Annotated in this window: 13 protein-coding genes and 1 pseudogene; 5 read left to right on the top strand and 9 right to left on the bottom strand. The window is 35.4% G+C overall.

Annotated features, from left to right (window positions below; all coding sequences use genetic code 11):
* Nucleotides 1-267: 267 nt before the first annotated feature.
* The 3 genes from BLV91_RS13555 to BLV91_RS13565 all read right to left on the bottom strand — a co-directional run bounded on the left by BLV91_RS13555 (nucleotide 268) and on the right by BLV91_RS13565 (nucleotide 1720).
* Nucleotides 268-729: a hypothetical protein gene (locus BLV91_RS13555; protein WP_139262332.1), complete on the bottom strand. Its 462-nt coding sequence runs from the start codon at nucleotides 727-729 to the stop codon at nucleotides 268-270.
* Nucleotides 730-854: 125 nt separating this feature from the next.
* Nucleotides 855-1355 (bottom strand): YqiA/YcfP family alpha/beta fold hydrolase, encoded by a 501-nt coding sequence (locus BLV91_RS13560; protein WP_091434226.1) that lies wholly within the window; start codon nucleotides 1353-1355, stop codon nucleotides 855-857.
* A 56-nt stretch (nucleotides 1356-1411) separates the two neighbouring features.
* Nucleotides 1412-1720, bottom strand: coding sequence for a hypothetical protein (locus tag BLV91_RS13565; protein WP_245709710.1), 309 nt, complete (start codon nucleotides 1718-1720; stop codon nucleotides 1412-1414).
* A 455-nt stretch (nucleotides 1721-2175) separates the two neighbouring features.
* Between BLV91_RS13565 and sbcD the strand changes: the two genes are divergently transcribed.
* Together sbcD and BLV91_RS13575 are read left to right on the top strand one after the other, a co-directional pair.
* Nucleotides 2176-3393 carry an exonuclease subunit SbcD gene (gene sbcD, locus BLV91_RS13570; protein ID WP_091434228.1) on the top strand — a complete coding sequence of 406 codons (1218 nt, stop codon included), beginning with the start codon at nucleotides 2176-2178 and terminating at the stop codon, nucleotides 3391-3393.
* A 20-nt stretch (nucleotides 3394-3413) separates the two neighbouring features.
* Nucleotides 3414-6431, top strand: a complete 3018-nt coding sequence (locus tag BLV91_RS13575; protein WP_091434230.1) for an AAA family ATPase — start codon at nucleotides 3414-3416, stop codon at nucleotides 6429-6431.
* 140 nt (nucleotides 6432-6571) lie between these two features.
* Here BLV91_RS13575 and BLV91_RS13580 read toward each other — a convergent pair whose 3' ends face one another.
* The 4 genes from BLV91_RS13580 to BLV91_RS13600 all read right to left on the bottom strand — a co-directional run bounded on the left by BLV91_RS13580 (nucleotide 6572) and on the right by BLV91_RS13600 (nucleotide 9103).
* The gene (locus BLV91_RS13580) at nucleotides 6572-6748 is read right to left on the bottom strand and encodes a histone H1 (RefSeq protein ID WP_091434232.1); all 177 of its coding nucleotides are present in this window, start codon (nucleotides 6746-6748) and stop codon (nucleotides 6572-6574) included.
* A gap of 849 nt (nucleotides 6749-7597) precedes the next feature.
* A complete protein-coding gene (locus BLV91_RS13590; protein WP_449403937.1) occupies nucleotides 7598-8425 on the bottom strand; it encodes a HipA domain-containing protein in 828 nt (275 codons plus the stop codon).
* Nucleotides 8426-8546: 121 nt separating this feature from the next.
* The gene (locus tag BLV91_RS13595; protein ID WP_091434237.1) at nucleotides 8547-8879 is read right to left on the bottom strand and encodes a HipA N-terminal domain-containing protein; all 333 of its coding nucleotides are present in this window, start codon (nucleotides 8877-8879) and stop codon (nucleotides 8547-8549) included.
* Entirely contained in the window at nucleotides 8876-9103 is a 228-nt protein-coding gene (locus tag BLV91_RS13600) for a helix-turn-helix domain-containing protein (RefSeq protein ID WP_091434239.1), read from the bottom strand. The genes BLV91_RS13595 and BLV91_RS13600 overlap by 4 nt, the downstream gene beginning before the upstream one ends.
* Nucleotides 9104-9407: 304 nt before the next feature.
* Here BLV91_RS13600 and BLV91_RS13605 point away from each other — a divergent pair.
* Nucleotides 9408-9711, top strand: a pseudogene (locus BLV91_RS13605) (hypothetical protein); the annotation flags it as partial.
* Nucleotides 9712-9826: 115 nt separating this feature from the next.
* On the opposite strand, the gene BLV91_RS17325 reads toward BLV91_RS13605, so the two are convergent.
* Both BLV91_RS17325 and BLV91_RS13615 read right to left on the bottom strand, forming a co-directional pair.
* A complete protein-coding gene (locus tag BLV91_RS17325; protein WP_175514012.1) occupies nucleotides 9827-9967 on the bottom strand; it encodes a transposase in 141 nt (46 codons plus the stop codon).
* A 77-nt stretch (nucleotides 9968-10044) separates the two neighbouring features.
* Nucleotides 10045-11097 carry a helix-turn-helix domain-containing protein gene (locus tag BLV91_RS13615; RefSeq protein WP_091434242.1) on the bottom strand — a complete coding sequence of 351 codons (1053 nt, stop codon included), beginning with the start codon at nucleotides 11095-11097 and terminating at the stop codon, nucleotides 10045-10047.
* A gap of 171 nt (nucleotides 11098-11268) precedes the next feature.
* Here BLV91_RS13615 and BLV91_RS13620 point away from each other — a divergent pair, with 171 nt between their 5' ends.
* On the top strand, nucleotides 11269-12168 hold the full coding sequence (locus tag BLV91_RS13620) for a phage tail protein (RefSeq protein WP_091434243.1): 900 nt from the start codon (nucleotides 11269-11271) through the stop codon (nucleotides 12166-12168).
* A 50-nt stretch (nucleotides 12169-12218) separates the two neighbouring features.
* A complete protein-coding gene (locus tag BLV91_RS13625) occupies nucleotides 12219-20792 on the top strand; it encodes a LamG-like jellyroll fold domain-containing protein (RefSeq protein ID WP_091434244.1) in 8574 nt (2857 codons plus the stop codon).
* The last annotated feature ends 23 nt before the right edge of the window (nucleotides 20793-20815 follow it).

The raw sequence follows: 20815 nt of genomic DNA on the forward strand, positions 1-20815 counted from the left end.
CGCTCATAAAGGATCTTTAAAATCCTGTTATAAGCGTTTTTTTATTGTCTAAAAAACGACTCTAATCAAAATAAGTGAAGTTTTTCAGTGCCCTCGTAATACATTTAGATATTTTTTTGAATTTGTTTCAAATGTGCCGTGACATTTATGTCAGAAATAGAATAGACAACTCTATTTTATGTTACTTAATTAATATTTGTAATATAGACTACTAGTATTATTGGAGGCTCTCGTAGAGGTCGAGTTAGTAGATATGATATTTATTGGTTATTCAACCTCAAATCCATTCTGATAAGTAAGTAATGTTTCCTTTTTTTTGAAACGTAGTTTTTGATTGGAGTAGGTTGGTGGTTGCAATAGCAGTTTGTCATTAAATTGTAGCAAATGGAACTGCAAATCTTCCAAATCGAAGGATTCTATATTCAGTTCGTAGCTGCCCACAAAACCTATTACTTGCTGTTCCACATAAATCCCTGGGCTATACTCTTCTGTAATTTCAATTTTATTCCTGTTGTATAGGGGAAAAAGCAACAAATCCTGATCTATGTCGGCGATGTGTAATTTTTTGATTTTCTTACCGTCGTACCAGATTTCGATTTGGTTTCTGGCGGAATCCAATAAACCAGACCATTTTGTGCCTGGTAGATGTTCCGTCGATGCGATAGCTGGTATTTTAAGGTAGTAATAGAAGAATGGGTCCAATAAAGCTGTTGCTAATGGAAGTTTCATTCTGGCAGCAACTTTCAAGCACTTCTTAATTTCATAGTCACTGCACTCGAACTTTTTAAGGGTCCAACTTTCGCCGTGGAAATTAATTTTGAGTTTGCGCATTTTAAATATTAGTTAAACAGGCTTTAATATCCGAGCTTCCCAAAAAAGGCTTTTGTTTCATTTTCGAAAATTCCAATGGGAATTTGATGCTCTAGCTCTTTTTTAATTCTAATGTCATAATCAGTTGTAGGATTACTATGTTGTGCCAAATAGTTTAGGTTGTCTTTAGCCTTGATAACATCATCTTTGGCACCCAATACAATTCGCATGAAAGGAGCGTTGTTGATAGGCAGGGTTGATGGAATTATTTGTTCGATTTTATTTCGGTAAGGCAGTGCCGGATTATACAGCAACGCACAAATACCCAAACTGTTCGCCAGATGATAAGCTGTAAAACCGCCCATGCTACTGCCTATAATGACGTTGATGTCCTGATTTTTATATTCGTCATATAAATTCTGAATCGTGTTGGGATCCAATTTGTAATCGGTGTCTGGTACAATTACATTACCATAGGCCTCAAGAATAGCTCTTTTTGGGTCGCTTAATTTGCTTTCAAGACCATGAAGGAAAAGGATGTTCATTTTCGGTTTTTTTTTAATTCAATAATATTTGCATTAGCTTTTAAAGTTATAGCATTTTAAATAATTGGTTCTATTTTCCAATTCACTTCACCTAAATCTAAGGTCCCGTTCATCTCAACTTCAAGCCAAGAGGAAATTCCACCTTCGACACATTTGAGGTTGAAACTATAGCCTGAAAACGTCTCGTTATTCACATTCAAATTCGTCCCCTTTTGTAAATGGGCCATCATTTTCGCATGCTGTTCATCTGTTAACTCAATAGTAATCTTTTTCATAGAAGAAGTAATTTTATTTTTTTGTAAAAGACCCGTAACCAAATATAAGCTTTGTGAGTCTGTAATCCTTACGGTTTTCCTCATTCTCATTTTTTATATCCGTAGTTTCCTTTTATATGATATAAAAGGAAGCTTGCATAGAGACAAAGTATGGCGTTGGCTAAATAATTCTACTTGAGAGCAAAATATTTATAGTTTCAATATTGTTATTTTATTCTCTCATATAATGGCAAGGAAATATTTTATCTTTGGAAATATTATAAATAAGGCTACTATAAATATTGGAATTTCTATCCAAATCAGAAGACTGAAACTGCAATTTATCACTTAAATTTGGATGTCATAAAAAACAGCTTTTTGTGGGATTCCGTAACGTTTTTTTCTTTTTTAAGTTTATGTTTACTGCGATTTTACAATAGAAAAATAAAATTCTATTATAAGAATTTTAAAAGATGACAGCTGTAGATTAGCTAAATACTAAAGAATATAAAATTTGTACAAGAAAGCAATTAGGGTAGTAATTGCATAAATAGAACAATTAAGATATGAGTATAAAGATTTTACATACTGCCGATTGGCACATTGGTAAACAGTTACTGAAAATTGATTTTGCAGAGGATATGAATCTCTTTTTTGATTGGTTAATCAAATGTATTGAGGACAATAACATAAATGTATTATTAATGTCGGGGGATTTGTTTGATCAGGCAAATCCATCGCAGCAGGCAATGAAGCAGTATTACTATTTTTTAAAGCAATTACTTCCTCTAAAATGTAAGGTTGTTTTAACCGGGGGGAATCATGATTCTCCCCATGTCATCAATGCTCCGAAAGAACTTTTGGAAATCCTCGACATTAAGGTTGTAGGTGGAGTTCCTGAAACTATTTCTGAATTATTTGTCGAAATTGAAATAGAAGACCAAAAAGTGGTTGTTGCCGCTGTTCCTTTTTTACGAGATAAAGATATTCGGAATGTAGCTGCAGGGGAATCGTATGATGACAAAATAGAACTCATCAGACACGGAATTGCCACTTATTTTGCTGGTGTAAATGAATATTACAATGCCAATCACAGTAGTGTTCCCTTTATTGTGATGGCACATTTATACGCTCAGGGTGCTTCCGTATCAGAAAGTGAACGCGAAATTCAAATTGGAAACCAAGCGGGAGTGGAGTCTGCCATTTTTGGAGAAGAACCTGATTATGTCGCTTTAGGACATATTCACAGGCCGCAAATGGTGGGAAAACCCCATATTCGATACAGCGGTTCGCCAATTGCTTTGAGCTTCAGTGAAAAAAAAGATATTAAAGAAGTTACTATTTTAGAATTGGAAGGAAATAATTTTACTATTTCTTCACTTGCAACACCAAAATTCAGAAAATTACTATCCATTAAAGGGACGGTTGAAGAAGTACAAAAAATAATCTCCGATTATAAATCAGAATCCCCGTTAATTGATTTGGCCGAGGTGTTGATCGAAGAGGAAAATGAGAATATTGAACATATCAGAATATTAGAAGAATTATTGACCACTGAACCACAAAACGGACTACAGATTTTAAAAGGCAGTATTAAATTCAAGAATGAGATTGCAGGTACTTCAAAGCTGCTGACAAAAGGAGAAGATATCAATGATTTTTCGCCAGTGCAATTGTTCGAGAAGCGATTAGAACAAGATGCTTCGATAGAAAATACCCAGGATTTTGTAAATGCTTTTAAGGAAATTATGGAGGCTTTGCAATCTTCAGATTCAATTGATTAATACTCCAACATAACTGTCACATGAAAATTTGTAAAATAAAATTTAAAAATATACATGCTCTGAAAGGCGAGCATACCATCGATTTTGAAAATGGTGTCCTGGGTGAAGCGGGGCTTTTTGTGATTACGGGCGCAACTGGAACAGGTAAATCAACTATTCTGGATGTGATAACCTTGGCTTTGTACAATAAAATTCCCCGAATAGAAAAATCAATCAGCGAAAAAATAATTGAGGAGGAAGGCGTTGTGCTAACTAAAAATGCCTTGGATTGTTATGCAGAAGTGGAATATGAGGTTAAAGGGAAACGATACCTATCTTCTTGGTCCATTCGTAGAACCAGAACAGGAACATTAGCAAGTAGAAAACAAGAATTAACAGAGGTTGCAACGGGTACCATTTTAGTTTCAAGCGTCAACGAAGTGGTTAGTGAAAACGAACGAATCATAGGTTTGAATTACAATCAGTTTGTACAATCGATGATTCTTGCCCAAGGCCAGTTTTCTAAATTGCTTTTGGCTAAAAAAGACGATCGAAATGCACTTTTAGAAGAGATAACGGGTTCATCTATTTACCGAAAAATAGGTAGAGCAGTATTCCAACGGTTCAGAGGAGTAGAGGATGCGGTAAAGACCCAACAAATTAAAATGGGAGAAACGGTTTTGTTGACTGATGAATCCTTGAAAGAAATTCAGGATGATATAGCCGAGAAAAAGCCATTGTTTACTGCTAATGAAGCAAAACAAAAAGAGCTCGAAAATAAAAAAGCATTAAAAGAAAGTATCCTTAAAAACATCGAGAAAAAGGAGTTAAACCTAAGAGAATGGAATGCTTTTTTAATGCATAAAAAAGAAGTTTCAACTCAGGAAAAAGAGTTAGAAGTTCATGATAGTGTAGTGGTTTTTAAAGACCAAATGCTTCAGATAGAACTGGCAGATAAAACGGTATCAGAACTTTCTGTTGCAATAGAAAAAGGAAAACAGCGTGCTTTAGATTTTGAAAAGACTAAAAAGGAGTTGATTCAATCCGCTTCCGAATTGACAGCAACCGAAGTAGCAGAAGATAAACTGGATATTGTACTAGAGGAATTCAGGATAAAAGTAGTTATTCTGCAGGAAGCAGAAAAAGAAAAACTAAATGAAGCGAGGCAGGAAGCTCAACGTATTAAGGACAAATTACAGGGACTTAAAGCGTATGGAATAACTTTAATAGAGAATGAAAATCTGCTGCAGCAAATCGAACAGGAATTAAAAACGATTGAAGTTGAGATAACACGCAAAGGACTTTCTACTATTGATGCAGTTCGTACAAAAAAGGACGAGCTCTCCAAACTAGTTTTACCAGCTAACCAGTTGATTGGAAACCGAAAATTATTTGATGAAAAGAAAAAAGGCATAGTAGAATTAAACGCTAAAATCAAAAAGCAATACAGTGAAATCAATGGTTTTATTGAAAACGAAAAACAGCAAAAATCAGAATTAGCTACTCTTCTCCCAATAGTTGAAAAAGCAAAGGAGGAATTGGAGGACTGGAAACAACGTAAAAGTCTTGATCAGCATCGTGCGGACTTAGAACCAGACAAACCTTGCCCGTTATGTGGATCTGAGAGTCATCCCTACGCTGAAAGTATCGAAGAAGTTTTGGTCAGTACACTACAAGATAAATTTGATGAATTGGCAAAAAAGGCAGAAGAGTTAAAGAAAAATGTATTGCTTGTTGAAGCAAAAAAAGTGAGTTTTCAAGCCATCAATTCAAAAGACGAATTGGATCTAGAAAAAAGGTCAGCTGATTTTCAGGTTTTGGAAAATGCGATAGTGGAATTGTGTTCCCAATTGAAATGGAATAAGGCTGATTCGCTAGAAAAATGGGAATCGGAGTTTACTGCCTTACAACGAGAGCAAACCGAATTAGATAAATTAGAGAAATACATACAATCCAAAGTAGTTTTGAACGAAATGGAAAAACTAAATAGCGGTTATTCGGTTTTGAAAACGGCTTATAGGAAAGCCAAAGAAACGTTGTTGTCTGTTTACAATAAGAAAGACATTAATACGGATGTCAGTGATTTGAATAAAAAATTCAGCGTTTGTCGTTCGGAATTGAACGGGCTAACGGAACAGCTTGTTGAATCTACAGCCAATAGAACTAAAACAGTTGCTCTTAAAGAACAGTTATTAGCCGTTCTTATCCCAGAACTTCAAAAAAAGGACATTGATTCACTGCAAACGTTGAAATCAAAAATACTAGAAGAATCTATTGCAAACCAAATTCGTAAAAAGTTGCAAAAGCTTAAAGAAGATGAGATACGTTTGAAGACCAATCAAAAAGCAATAGACGAAACATTGGCCGAAGAAGAGCGATTAAATGACACCACAGTTACACTAGATGAACTAATAGCAGTACTTCCCAAAGTTATACAAGACTTGACTGAACTTCAAAAACACATTTGGGACCAAGAGAAGCGAATCGAAATTGACACTCAAAATAAAGCGAAGCAAAAGAATAGCCAGGAATCGCTGGAGGCGCTAAATAAGGATTTGTCTCTTTGGAGTAAAATGAATATGCTTATTGGAGACGCAATGGGGAAAAAATTCTCGAATTTTGTGCAGGACTTAACATTGAGGCAATTATTGGAGTATGGAAACCAACGTCTTAGAGGGTTTTCAGATCGGTATTTGTTGGATGTTTCTAATGATTCCGATGGATTGAAAGTGATTGATACCTATATGGGAAATACCAAACGTTCCGTATCCTCTTTGTCAGGAGGGGAAACTTTTAAATTGAGCCTCGCATTAGCTTTTGGATTATCTGATTTGGCGGCGCGAAATGTTGAAATCGAGTCCTTGTTTATTGATGAAGGTTTTGGTTCTTTAGATCCGGAGTCCTTAGATCAGGCGATAAGCATACTCGAAAACATGCAAAATGAAAGTAATAAATCCATTGGTATCATATCACATGTAGGAGAATTGAAAGATCGTATTGGTACTAAAATTAAATTGGTTAGAACCGGTGCGGGATACAGTACAATAGAAATTGAATAGCGAGAGAAACATAAAATATAATTAACATATTAGAAGATTATTTTTCAAGTGCTTTAGTTTAGTTTTTAAAATAAAGAAACAATACAAAACAAAAAAAGCCCATTAGTTAGACTAATGGGCTTTATAATGATAAATTAAATTTATTTCTTTGATTCTTCTACAGAAACTTTTCTAAACTCTTTTAAAAGTTTTTCTAGTTCCAAAGTTGATTTACGAGATCTTGCTCCAGCAGCTTTGATACCTTTCTCAATTAGTGAATCAGATTCTGTTTTAAATGTTTCGAATTCAGCGTTGATTTTTTCAATTAAATCTTTCATGGTAATGCTTTATTAAATTAGGTCGCAAAAATAGAATTTTGGAACTTAGAGAGAAATAAATTACTGTTAAAATTCTCACTTTTTATTAGTAGTAGCAAAAGTCTAAAATTCTATATTTTTTTAAGATAAAAGGTAGTTATCGATCTGATACATTCCTAGAGCCATAATGGGCTTATAATAATGGTAAAAACAAGTACTCAAAGTAGTTTCAGACGGTACATTTTTAGTTTATGGTTTACGAAGTGCTGAGTAAAAATGAACGAATCAGCGGTCTGGTTTATTCGAAGATTTTAGTGCGATACATAAAACAAGAAACCCGAAACTTTCGTTTCGGGTTTCTTTCGCGGAGAAAGAGGCTCTAATCGAAATTATGAACCCCTTGTATTCATTGACTTTAAAGCTAATTCTCAGAATGAGTGCACTGAATTATGCACCCTTTTTTTTGACTCAATTTAGCACTTAAATTGTATGAATCAAATTTACGGATTTAAGTCCAATTAATCTCATAAAGACAACCAAAAAATGAACGGCTTGCATTGCAGTTTTCAATTTCCAAGGATGATTTTAGTCAACGATCAAGGTCATTACCTGTTCCTGTTTCAGGCTGGTGTATTGGCAGTATTCTTCTATGCTAACCAATTCGTTTTGGAGCTTGTTAAGCTCTTTGCGGATGGTTTGCAACATTCTAACGCTTTGCCGGTAACTCTTCCCTGTAATGCGTTGTGTGCCCTTTGGGTAGATACACAACCTCTTGTTTTCGGTTTTCATACACTATATGGCTTTGATTCACTCTAAAGTACTATTTATCAAACTTTAGGGAAGCCTAAATTTATGAAAAAAAGTGTTTGCTTAATCGATACCAAATAATCTATGGTATCTTTCTTCTAATAGTACTTTGTATTTTTCTTTGAACGCATCTGAGAGGAATGAATTATTAATCCACTGGATGGCTATGGGTTTATTTTTTTGGAACCGTTTTGCCATTCCCTTTATTTGTTTTTCATTCAAGCCAAGCGTACTACCCAGTTTTTTGAAATGTTCCCATTTTAGTTTTTTCTTCTTTCCTTCTAATGTCAGGGCCAGTTCCTCGGTGTCGTCTGGATTTACGATTGCCACGTTTAATAGATCATAGGCGGGCGCCAATGTCCAGGTGTCACCAGAGTGGATCATCGAAAAGTTTTTGAGATGCATATCATTATTTCCAGTTAAGAAACTGAAAATGGCCAGTTCCAAAAAGTACACTTTGTCGAGCAAGGTGTTATCCGAAAATTCATCTAAGGCTTTGCCTATTTTTTCCATGGAGCTTTTGTACTTGTCGAAAGCTTCCGTGATTTGGAACATATCAAGCATGTGAATTTTTTCTCCAGTTTCCGTTCTGTCGATGCGTTTGGTAATGTAGGACAGTTCACCCGACTGCAGACGGATTAAGCTTGACATTACAGTATTGATGCCAAAAGCTTCCGCTATCCGCATAGTGACGTGCTCATTTTCGGGCATTTCTAGAAATTGGGCGGATGGTGGTTTGAAAATATAGTTTCCTCCCAAAGCTCCGACTACCGTAAGGCGGCCTTTGTTTCCGTCATGAATGGTATCGTTTACAATAGACAAGGATAGTTTTGGTTGTATTCCGGGTACTGCTACGCTTCGTTCCACTACATTTTTCGCCAGATCTACCATTTGCTTTAGCGAATGCTCGAATACCGGCTGCTGTTTGCTGCCGAAAAACTCCAAACTGCACTGCTCATGAAAATCACCAACGGCATCGTCAGCTAATGGTTTGTAACAATAGAGACATTTCTTAAACATCTTCGTTTGGTATTGGTTGAACACTTACTGCTCCGATACAATTCTGGCAACAGGCGAGGAGTAACCCCATGCGATCGTTTGGATTAATTTTCCAGTTTTTTGAGGCGATATCAAGTAACCATCCCTCCGGAATCAATCCTTCAAAAAAAGGAAACAACCGTTTTTCGGTATAAGTTTTTGATTGTACCGGCATGGTCAAGCTGATGCTTTCTTTTGGGTGCTCTTCAATAAAATTTTCATCGTATTGAAAGTGGTATTCCCCTTCATCCGTTTCCGTGAGTATTCCCGCCAGAAAGTCTTTATAATATATGGCTGCTTTTCTCATAGTTGCTTTTCGTCATTTTTGGATAATTCTCTTGCACTTACCGGAGCTAAAGTATGGCCAAACATTTTGAGGACTTGGTTTACTTTTTCCAGATTTAGGTTTTCTTTACCCTGTTCTATTTTTCGAATAACGGTCAGTGCCACACCTGCGCGTTCCGCAAAGGCTTCCTGCGTTAGGTTTACCTCATTCCTTTTCTCTTTTACAAAATCTGCTATTGTCTTCATGATTATATGCTTTTGCAACGATTCTGAACAAATATAGTTAATTATATGTAAAAGCATATAATTTATTGAAACAAAACGAATATATATGTAAAAGCATATAGTCGTAATGTATGGTATATTCCGAATACCAACTGACATTTAGATCGATTTCTGCCATTTATACCGCTGGCTGCCATATGGAGCAGCACTTATAATTTCGCATTAAAATTCACTTCATCTTTGTTTATAATCAATCAAAAAGTGTTGCAACGGGAGAAAGATTAAAGGAGTTTTAGCAAATTATTAATTTAAAATTTTAGGAATTATGGCAATACAGAAAGGCATAATTAAATTGAAAGGTACTATCGGGGATATTACTTTTTACAAAAAACCAGGATGGGCATTTGGCTCGCGAAAAAGACAGAATTGACGCCAGCAGAATCAAGAATGATCCTGCATCCCAGAGAACGCGAGAGAATGGAGCTGAATTTGGAAGAGCTGGTAAAGCGTGTAAAATACTAAGAACAGCATTTAGAACCTTGCTTATCGATTCTGCCGACAGCAGAATGGTGAGCCGATTGACTCAATCGATGGTCAAAGTGATCCAAGCGGATTTAGTAAACGACAGAGTGCAAATTCCAGTGATATTGACCGCCCAATTCCAATTTGAAGAGGCAGCTGATTCCAAATCAAAATAACTATCAATTCGGGAGCAAAATGATCACCTCCATTTTTCATTAAAAACTACTCTTTTCGCCATTTATACAATTGTGCCACGGAAACTCCTAACTCTCTGGCGAAATCTGAGATGTTTTTTCTCTCATAACTTAATTGAACAGCCTTTACATTGAAAACGCGGTCGTAAATTTTTCGATTCTTTTTCAAAACTAAAATTAAGGTTTTTATGCTTAACTATTTATACGCTTGAAGTTAGCATGTCCAGCCTCTCCAAAGTACAGCTTCTACTTGACTATGCTGTTTACATAATCACTAACTGAGACGCCTATAAATTTTTTAAAGTTTTTTGAAAATGTAAATCTTGAATTAAATAAACATTTTTCGCCTAATGATTCCACGGTATAACTATCTAGATATCCTTTATTAATTAAAGACACGGCATAGTTAACCTTTATCAGATTACTGAAATCATTGATTGAATAGGGACAATGATATTTAAAGACAAACTCCACGTGGCGTCGTGGTATTTTTAGTTGTTTTGCCAGAGTATCAGCTGTAAAAGTAGTTGTTGACAACATCTCATCTGATTTTTGCAAGATTTGAATATCTGAAATAATAAAATCAATTCTCTTCAAAATAGTATTGTTCACTATTTTATCTTTTTCTTCTATAATTTTTAATCTTTTTCTGCTCCAGACTAAAAACTCTAAAGGTTCATTTAATTGGATGTTTTTCAAAAAATACTGTTCTCCAAATATGACAATCGGATTTTTAAACATATAAATAAGTACCAACAACCAAAGTAAAGAAGAATACTTATAAAAAGAACCTAAAGTAATTTGAGAACTTGAGTCACTAAACAAGAAATAATTAGAGTATATAATTAATAAAAAAGTTAAAGTAATCATCAGTAATATCCATGTCTTTATCTCTCTATAACTTATTTTTTGAAGCATCGAGGTGTTCTTTCTGTATATAAAGTCCTTCAACATATTAAGTATTAATATAAAGTAAAGGGTAGAATAGATTAAAAATAAGAAACCATTTATTTTAGAAACAGTAAACACTAAATTTATTAAAACAAATACTGTTGGGAAAATAAAATGCAAAAGCTCTTTTTTAAGTTTATCAAATCCTTGAATAAGTCTTCTAAAAAACAAATAATAAACGGGCACGATATAAAAACCAAGACGTAGATTCTTTTTTAGAGGGCTATATGTATCATGAACAAAACCTAAAATTTCAAGTGCATAAATAAAACGCTGCGCCCCCACAGTAATCAAAATAACTATAAAATAGACGTTTGTTTTATGATTCCTTCTTGGATTAAAAATCATAAAAACTGCGATAAAAAGACATAAAAAGCCGACGAACAACGATAACAGGTTGAAAAACATGTGTCAAATATTCAAAATTTGTAACAAATATAGGAATTATAACATGTGGATGCTGTTTGTTTATTTTGTTTTTTTAATTTGCCGCTTATTAAATTAAACTCCCCATTTTTTATGAAAAAAATCTACTTTATCCTGTACATCTTTATTGGACTTCTTATCACCGTAAATGCAAATGCACAAACGAATGTAACTTCTTCAGGAATGTCTATCCAAGGAATTGCCCGTGACGAAACCAATGCCGCGATAGCAAATATTGATCAATTAGCATTGGTTTTTACTGTTTACTATTTAGGTACCGGTAATAGTGAGCAAGTTATACTTACTAAATCAGCCAATGTAAAAACTGATAATTTTGGTGTATTCTCTTATGTGTTAGATATAGATCAAACAATTTATGGTAAAATTAGTAGCCAATCTACTTATTTAAAAGTAGTGCAAGGCAGCGTGGTTTTTTCTAATGAAAAATTACAAGCAGTTCCTTATGCTATTTTTGCGCAAAACGGAGTTCCTACTGGCTCTATAATGCCTTTTATAGGGACGACAGCACCTAATGGATGGCTGCTTTGCAACGGAACTGTTTTCACCGATGATGTAACTACCGCAAGTTTGAAAGCATTACTGGGCAGTACGACTACGCCTAACCTAAATGGAATGTTTTTGCGTGGAACTGGATCAGCATCATCAGGGCATACAGGACCAACTCTAAAAACAGTCCAACAAGACGATTTAGGGTCGCATTTGCATGCGGCTAGTTTACCCACGAATTCTGCAGGTAGCCACAATCATAATAACAACAGCAACTTTAATAGAGTATTAAGTATGGATGATAAATATACTGTTAATGGTACAGATAATAATAATAGTACTAAAGAAGAACCTAATTTAGTAAACTCTAAAACTATTGGATATGATGGGGACCATACTCATACTGCCTCAGGAAATACAAACAATACAGGTGGTACAGAAACCCGCCCCATCAACTACGGTGTAAACTATATTATCAAAATATAATCCTAATTGGCTTTGCTTTCCTATTTCTTACTATTCTAACAAACCTACACATGACGAAATACATTTATGTGCTATGCTTACTGTTGTTAAGCTATAGCACGCTATTCGGTCAAGAACAAAAAGGGGTTGCCACTGTAATTGGTGCTGCAGCTTCTGCAAAAGAAAACCTTAACCGCACCTTAACCCAAAAGGTAAATGGGGTAAATAAAACTTTCACCATACAAAAGGTAAGTTTACAAGTGGGGATGCCTTATATGGGGGTAACTGATAAGCCATTTACCAATAATCCCACGCAAAACTATAAACAAGATTTAGGTTTTCCTTGGGGAATTCGGTATCGATACAATACTTTTTCGGAAGATGCTTTCACGGTATCCAAAGGCTATTTCAGTGACAGAATAGAGATTAACTGGGATGTGAAAATGAACCGTGAAAAAATTATCAGTATCTCGGTGTACCGAACAGAGGATATTGACAGCCCAAATCCAAATTGGGGAAAATCACTAAAAACACTAGCCGCAGACGCGGGAACCTATGTAGATACTAATATAGAAGGCGGTAAACTGTATCGCTATAAAATAGCAGCAAAAGGAGTTGAAATTGACGGTTTAGAGATTCTATATTCAACTTACATTACAGGTATAGGTTATAGAAACCCAACTGGTGTAGTTACTGGCAACATCACTTTTACAGGCGGAAATCCGGTGAAAGATGTAATGGTAGTAGCTAACCCAACGGGCAGTCAGTTAAGTATTGGGAGTTCATTAAAAATTCCTGCCAGCGGCTATGCCTCTGTACCCCGATTGAATCAGAGTTTGAAAGATTCTATCACTTTACAAGCGTGGGTAAAGCCAGAAATTGATGCAAGCTCAGGGATATCTTTATACACTTTAGAAAGCAATGCCGACCAATCTTTAACTTTTAAGGTCAATTATTCAGCTAATCACTACGTCCAATTATACTTGGGGAGTGCATATGTTGCTGCTTTTGATTATTACCCAAGTGGTGAAATTGATAATAATGGAGACGATATTTTACTCCCAATAAGCAATATAACTAAAGTTTTTACTCATTTTAGTGTAGTAATTAGAGATAATCAAGTTCCTAAATTTTACATTAATGGACGATTTATTGAAGTTGATTACAAAGCTGAAATGACGAGAATTTTAGCCAAAAAGGGACTGCCTGCAATGCGAATTGACATTTTACATCGTAGTGTAAGTTTGAATACTTCTTCTACTGGACAACCCCAGACTTGGACACACTTTAAGATGGGTGGAGGAGCAAATGCCTATTTAGATGAATTTAGGGTATGGGAAACAGCATTGAGTCCTTCCCAAATCAAAAGAGATTACCGTCGTTATTTAAACGGAAATGAAGCATTTCTAAATACCTACATCAGTGCTAACGAGAAAATTGGCGATTATGCGTATGACATGGCCCATACTGGCTTTAATTTCCATGGGAATAATGCCAAACTGAGCAATTCATTATTAACCACTGCTCAAACACCTACATTTGACAATACAGGCAACAACATCCCAACTAGCAGTCAATTGGGTGTTTTAGGTGTAACAGATGAGTTTGGTAATTATGTAATATCAGCTGTTCCCTATAGTGGTAATGGCGATTCTTTTACCATTGTACCTTCACTTGGAAAGCATGAATTTAATCCTTCGCAGCAATTAGCCTTTTTAGGTGTAGGCTCTACAGTGGTAAATAAAATAGACTTTATTGATAATTCTTCTTTTGTATTTAAAGGGATTGCTGTTTATGATAGTAGAGGTGTTTTTCCTACTACTTCTGATGCACCAATAACAGGAGATATTAAGGATGATGAGGTATATAATGCCTATGTAAAAGGGACTGTAAAATACCAAAAAGGAGAATATTGGGCAGAAAAAGATGTTACGGGGAAAATCACAAAACTACATAGATATGCGCAAATACCTGTTCCAGGAGCCTTTGTAAGCATTGATAATATACAAGCAATTGACGCCAATAATGTAGCCATTCAAACGGATATTAATGGTCGATTTACTATAGAAGTTCCTATAGGAAAACACGCCATTAGCATAACCAAAAGTGGACATACTTTTGATTTTGACGGAAGATATCCTGCAAAAGAGGCTTCTGTAGCGAACGGAGTGACCACATATACCAATACCTATCAAGACTTTTTTGAAGACCGTGATGAACCTATTACTTTTATTGACAATACTAAAGTGATTGTAGTTGGTAGAGTTGTGGGTGGAACGGTACAAGCCGATAGAAAAATTGGATTTGGTTATGATGGTAAAAAAACTTATTCATATAAAGATGAAAATGGAGTAAGCAGATCTATAATTTATACTTCTGAAAACAATATTGGAACAGCAAAATTAACCCTTGGGTACTTGCCAACGGGTGCTACTAGTGTTACACCAGAATATAAAAGCAATTTTTCAACTAATACTGAAACAGGAGAATACCGTGTGTCACTATTGCCTTTAAATTATATGCTGTCTAAAAATGATTTAACATTTTCTAGCGGTAAAAACCCAGATAACACTCCTATTTTAGATGCAGACAGAACCATCAATTTTACAGCTATAAAAGGGGTACAATATCCAACATTTATTCAGGGAAAAGATACCATTATAGGACAGCCCTATCAAGAAGTGCTGAAATTTGCTCATATCGCAAACCCTACGCAAAAGGTATTAAGCCAAACTTCTGATAAAACGATAGTCTCTGACGGAATTACCTACACCGTATCAGCAGAACAAAAAACTCCAATTTATACACAGTTTGGAGAGTATAGCATTCAGGTTCAAGGGCAGGAATTGTATTATAATTACGATAAAAGCTTGACTTCACCTGAAATCAACACCGTTCCGGTTGAAGGAGGAACTTTAATTGCCACTAATAATTTGGCTTTAGAAGACAGTGAGAAGATTGTGGTTTCTGCTACAGATCCAAGTATATTGACCTACAGTTTTAAAGGAGGAACACCCAATACAGATGCAGCAACAGGTTTTAAGCGAACTATTGATCTAAAATACAGATCAAATGGAGTTGATTATCCGTTAATGGGTTATAATAAAGACGGAATTTTATTGGGAGGTGTTGCTGATGGGTCACAAACTTTTGTAACTGCAGGCCCAGAATTACCGGATATTATATTAAGAGATCCACCAGGATCGGGCAGTTCTGCAACCATTGAGAAAGGTTCTAATTTTAGTTTTTCTAAAGAAAACACATCTAGCTCAAGTAATGGTACTGATTTAAATACTACAGTTTCACTTGGATTCAAAATGAGTGTAGGAGGAGGTTTAGCAGGGCCGGTAATGGAAACAGAAAGCACCAACGATTTGACAACCGGGGTTAGCACGCAACAATCCTCTAGCAATGGAAAAAGCGTAAGCACTACTTATAGTTTTAATCAAACCATTTCTACCAGTGATGAACCGGATTGGGTTGGAGGCGATGCCGATTTGTATATTGGAACTTCTGCCAATCAATTTTATGGAACCTACGATGAATTAGTAACGTCAACAACGGTTAATTCAACCCCTATTAGTGTTACTTATCTTAATGGTACGAATACGGTAGCTAAAAAAATATATCCCAAAGTGAATAAGGCAATGTATTTTAATGAGTCGCCAGAAAAAACGGTGTTTATGTACACTCAGCATCATATTTTAAATGAGCTTATTCCTCAGTATTTAGATATTATTAGTCAAATTGAATCGGGCGATCTTGTTGAAAATCAGAATGGTGTGCTTTCAAAAAGTGCCTATAGCTCTTCAATCAATCTTTGGAGAAAGATAATTTTGAACAATGAATTGACCAAATATCAAGCACTTAAAGATAAGGACCAACTAAAGGCGTCTTTAAATGCCATTATAGAAAGTTTAAAAGATCCAGTTACAAATACTTTTTCTGAATCGGCTAAGCAGCTTAAAGATTTATTAAATAAAACTTTTTTCGAAAATGTTTCATTCGATTCTGGTATTGGAGAATTGACAAAAGGCTATGAAATAGGGCGCTTAAGTACGAACACTTATTCTTACGAATTACAATTAGATGCTTCTGTTGTTGCATCTGTAGGGGCTACATTTAATGAAACTGGTTTTGGTATGGAAACCAGTACCAGTAACGGTTCTGGGTCTGGAAGTTCAAGTGATGATGGGACTGAGGAAACCACAAACATCAGCTATACGTTAAAAGACGGAGATTCAAATAATACATTCAGTATTGACGTGATTAATGCTTTTGATGGGAATGGCCCAATCTTTATTACTAAAGGGGGACAAACATCCTGTCCATATGAGGGGGCAGAACTATCTTATTTTTATAACCCAACGCATCCTAATGCTACAAATCCATCAGCTACAATTGTAGATTTACCTGAACCAAGTCGCATACCGTTAACTATAGCAACCATTGCTTTAGAAAAACCCGAAATAACGGTAGAAGCAGCAGATGTTGCAGGAATATTTGACGGTAGAAACGCAGAGTTTGTGCTTAAATTGCGTAATACAAGTACTGCTAATAAAGAGGCTAGTTTTAAACTTTACGTTGACCAAGCGACTAACCCAGATAATGCGGCCATCAATATTGAGCCTAACGGGACTATTATAAATATTCCGGCTGGTAAAACGGTAGCGTATACCATGACACTTAAAAAAGTTAAACAAGACCAGTTTGACTATAAAAATATAAAAGTGTCTCTAGAATCAATTTGTGATGGAAACGCAACTGATAGTGTATTAGTATCGGCAAATTTTGTTCCTGCTTGTTCTCCAGTGGCCATCATTGCGCCATCAAACAACTGGCTATTAAACAGAAATACTGCCATCACAAGTACCGAAACTAAACCATTAAATATAAAACTGGGCGATTTTAATACCAGTTTTGCCAGTTTCCAAAAAATCAACTTGGAATACCGATTAAAAGGCACACCCGATTGGATTGGTTTGAGGACCTACTATAAAAACCAACAAGATTATGATATTGCCTTTACCGGTGGAGATACCAATATCGAATTGATTGTAGGAACTGAATTAAATTATGCTTGGGACATCGCCGCACTAGGTCTAGCCAATGGAAGTTATGAACTACGAGCTCGTACAAGTTGCAATAACCAAACTGCATTTGAATCTGCAATTATTGAAGGGAAAGTAGATCTTACTTCTCCAGTTCTTTTTGGTACACCCACACCAAAAAACGGTATTTTAGGTTTGGGAGATGATATCACATTACAATTTAATGAACCCGTTAAAATCAATGGTACAGTTACTAAATTTGAATTTTTAGTCCAAAAAAACCAAAGTCCAGTAAAGCATGAAGTTTCTCTAGCTTTTAATGGCTCAAGCAATACAGCTACCATTAATAAACCAGCTATTAACACTGGCGATTTTAGTATCGAATTTTGGTTGAAAAACTCAAGCCCTTCTGGATCATCTGTTCTAATAAACCAAAGTAATGGAATTAGAATAGAATTAATAGATAGTGATTTAAAATACACTATTGGTGGTCAAAGCATTAGTGCAACGATCGCCAAAGACAATACGTTCAACCATTATGCACTTTCCTATGATGCTATGGCAAATACCTTGAGAATCATTGAAAATGACATAGAGAGAAAGGTGCAACAGCTTACCACAAAATTAAACTTCACTAATGAGAATCCGATTGTATTAGGTGGAAACACTTTCAAAGGAAACCTACACGATCTCCGATTCTGGAAGCGCAGTATAACAAGAGAAGCCGCGGTAGCCAATATGAATAGCATTTTAAACGGTAACGAAACAGATCTTTTAGGGTATTGGCCCATAAATGAAGGAAACGGGTTAATTGCGAACGATTTGGCCCGATACAAACATCTTGTAATTACCAATACCAATTGGGATATTAGTCCAAAAGGTACTGCTTACAATTTTGACGGGACTAATTACCTCTCGATATCCGAAGCTGCAAAAGTAATTATATCTAAAGAAATGGATGCTACACTTTCTTTTTGGATGAAAACCAACCAAACTGGTGTTGCCACACTATTATCTAATGGTAAAGGTGATACTAGCGATGCCATCGAAAGTAATGGTTATAGAAATAAATGGGCAATAAACTTGAATGCAGCCGGTTCCATTGAACTGCAAGCAGAAGCAAAAACATTCCCGTTTGGTAGCATCAAAGTAAATAATAACAGTTGGCATCATGTCGCATTAAGCTTAACTAGAAATGGATCCATCAGGATGTATATTGATGGAAATCAAGTAGAGTCCTATGCAAGTAATGATTTAGGTGGATTTACATCAAGCACTATTTTTGTCGGAGCCAGAGGTATAATAAGTCCTTTAAGCATAGACCAAAATTATGTGGGTTTAATGGATGAATTATGCATTTGGGGAGCAGCAAGAGATGCTGAACAAATAAAATCTGATCAATACCATGAACTCGATTTTAACAGTACAGGATTGCTGTTATATACTACATTTAATAAACCAGAAACAGCAAATGCTTTTGGTCCTAAATATTATTATCCATTAAACACTTTTGAAAAAACAAGTAGTTATGCTTTATTAAACAGTAAACCACTTGCATTTTCTAATGAAACTCCAGCTATTAAGCCATTTCGTCCTACAGAATCCATTGTTGTGGATGCGGTAATAAATGGAGATAAAATAGTATTAAATCCACAAATTACAAATTGGTCAAGCATAGAAGGAAAGGTAGCTTATATTACGGTTTCTAATCTTAATGATATGGCCGATAATAGACAGCAATCGCCGGTCACCTGGAGCGCTCTCATTAATAAAAGCCCTATGAAATGGTTTGTGGAAGGACATACTGATGTGGTGAATTTAATAAAGAGAACCAATGAAAAGCTCTCATTTGACATTACGATAGTTAATCGAGGTGGAACATCCCAGCCTTATACTGTTGATTTGCCTAGTTGGCTATCATCACCTACAAATTCAGGAACTATTGCGCCGAATACAAAGATGACATTAACCGTAACAGTAGACGCTGATCTGGCAATTGGAAATTACAATACAATTTTATCTCTCGCTACCAATTATGGGTATAATGAAAAAATACAATTGGACTTAAGGGTATTGGAAAAAGAGCCTATCCTTGAAGTAGATTCCAGCAAGTTTAGCCAATCAATGAGTGTCATCGGAAAAGTAAAAATAGGTGCTATTTTTACGGATGATCTTTACGACAAGGTAGTTGCAACAGTTAACGGCGAGGTTCGCGGAATAACGAATGTTATTTACGACGCTAGTTTCAAGGAGTACTTTGTGTATCTTACGGTGTATAGTAATGAAGTTAGCGGAGAAAATATTTCATTTTATATATGGGATGCTTCCGATGGAAAATTAAAAGAAGCCACTTTAAACAATGAATTCACTATCCCTTATATGGCAGATGAAGTTATTGGAACATATTCCAGTCCCGCTATTTTTAATAATACAGAAGTAACTGGTCAGCAAGTCAGCTTTAACCAAGGCTGGACATGGACCTCTTTTAACGTAACTGATGCCCGATTCGGGAATTTAAATGCACTTACAAAAACCCTCGCTCTAAATACTTCAGATTTGATAAAATCAAATGCTCCCGCGTTATTTGATGCTTATCAGGTTAACTCAGTCAATCCAGCTGAAAGTGGATGGTCAGGGACTGTATCTAGTAATGGTGGTATTTCAAACAATAAAATGTATAAAATAAAACTTTCAGTGGCACAAAAATTAAATATTAAAGGTGTTCCTGTAGATTTAAACACATGGTTTTTTGATTTAAATCAAAATTGGAACTGGCTCCCATTTGTAGTTTCAAAAAATGCGACTGTTACTGATGCTTTAGCTAATCTCAATGCCAGTGAGGGTGATTTTATAAAGTCTCAATCCCTATTTTCAATCTACAGCGAGTCAGTTGGCTGGAAAGGATCTTTGTCCTATTTAAAAGTAGGCGAAGGTTATATGTTAAAGACAAACAAAGCTCAAAAGTTTACATATCCGGAATATTTGAACCGATCAAGCGGCAAAATGAATACTCAAAAAACAGCGTTTGTAAGCAATACCGAAAATGAGCTATTATCAAACCAATATGCTCAATTTCCGAGCACTATGAGTGCGATAGTAAAATTACCTAACGGCTATGAAAGTCTCGCTTTTTACAATGAGACTGGCCAATTAAGAGGAAACACTATCTCTCAAAATATTGAAGGTACAGATTTGGCTTTTATAACTATTTATGGCAATCAACCAGAAACACTTACTGCTTATATTGGTAAAGGAAAAAGTACGCAAGCTACAACCAAATCGATTGTTTTTTCTACGGATGCTATCTTGGGTAGTGTTGCTAATCCAATCCTTATTGGTTTAACGGAAGAAAAAATAAGTGTCTTCCCTAATCCTTTTTATCACGAACTTGAAATAGCAATCGAAACCAAAGAGAGAGGTGACGCTAAAATATTAATTTACAATATGCTTAGTCAAGTTGTATTCGTGGATACTTTTAAAATCAATTCGGATGCTGCAGTATTGAAAATAAATCCTGCTATAACTAGTGGTGTTTATCTGCTTCAATTACAAATTAATGGAAAAGTAATAATAGAAAAAATAATAAAAAACTAAAATAATAATTCCGGAAACGCTCT

The sequence above is a fragment of the Flavobacterium degerlachei genome (assembly GCF_900106645.1).
GTDB classification, from domain to species: Bacteria; Bacteroidota; Bacteroidia; order Flavobacteriales; family Flavobacteriaceae; genus Flavobacterium; species Flavobacterium degerlachei.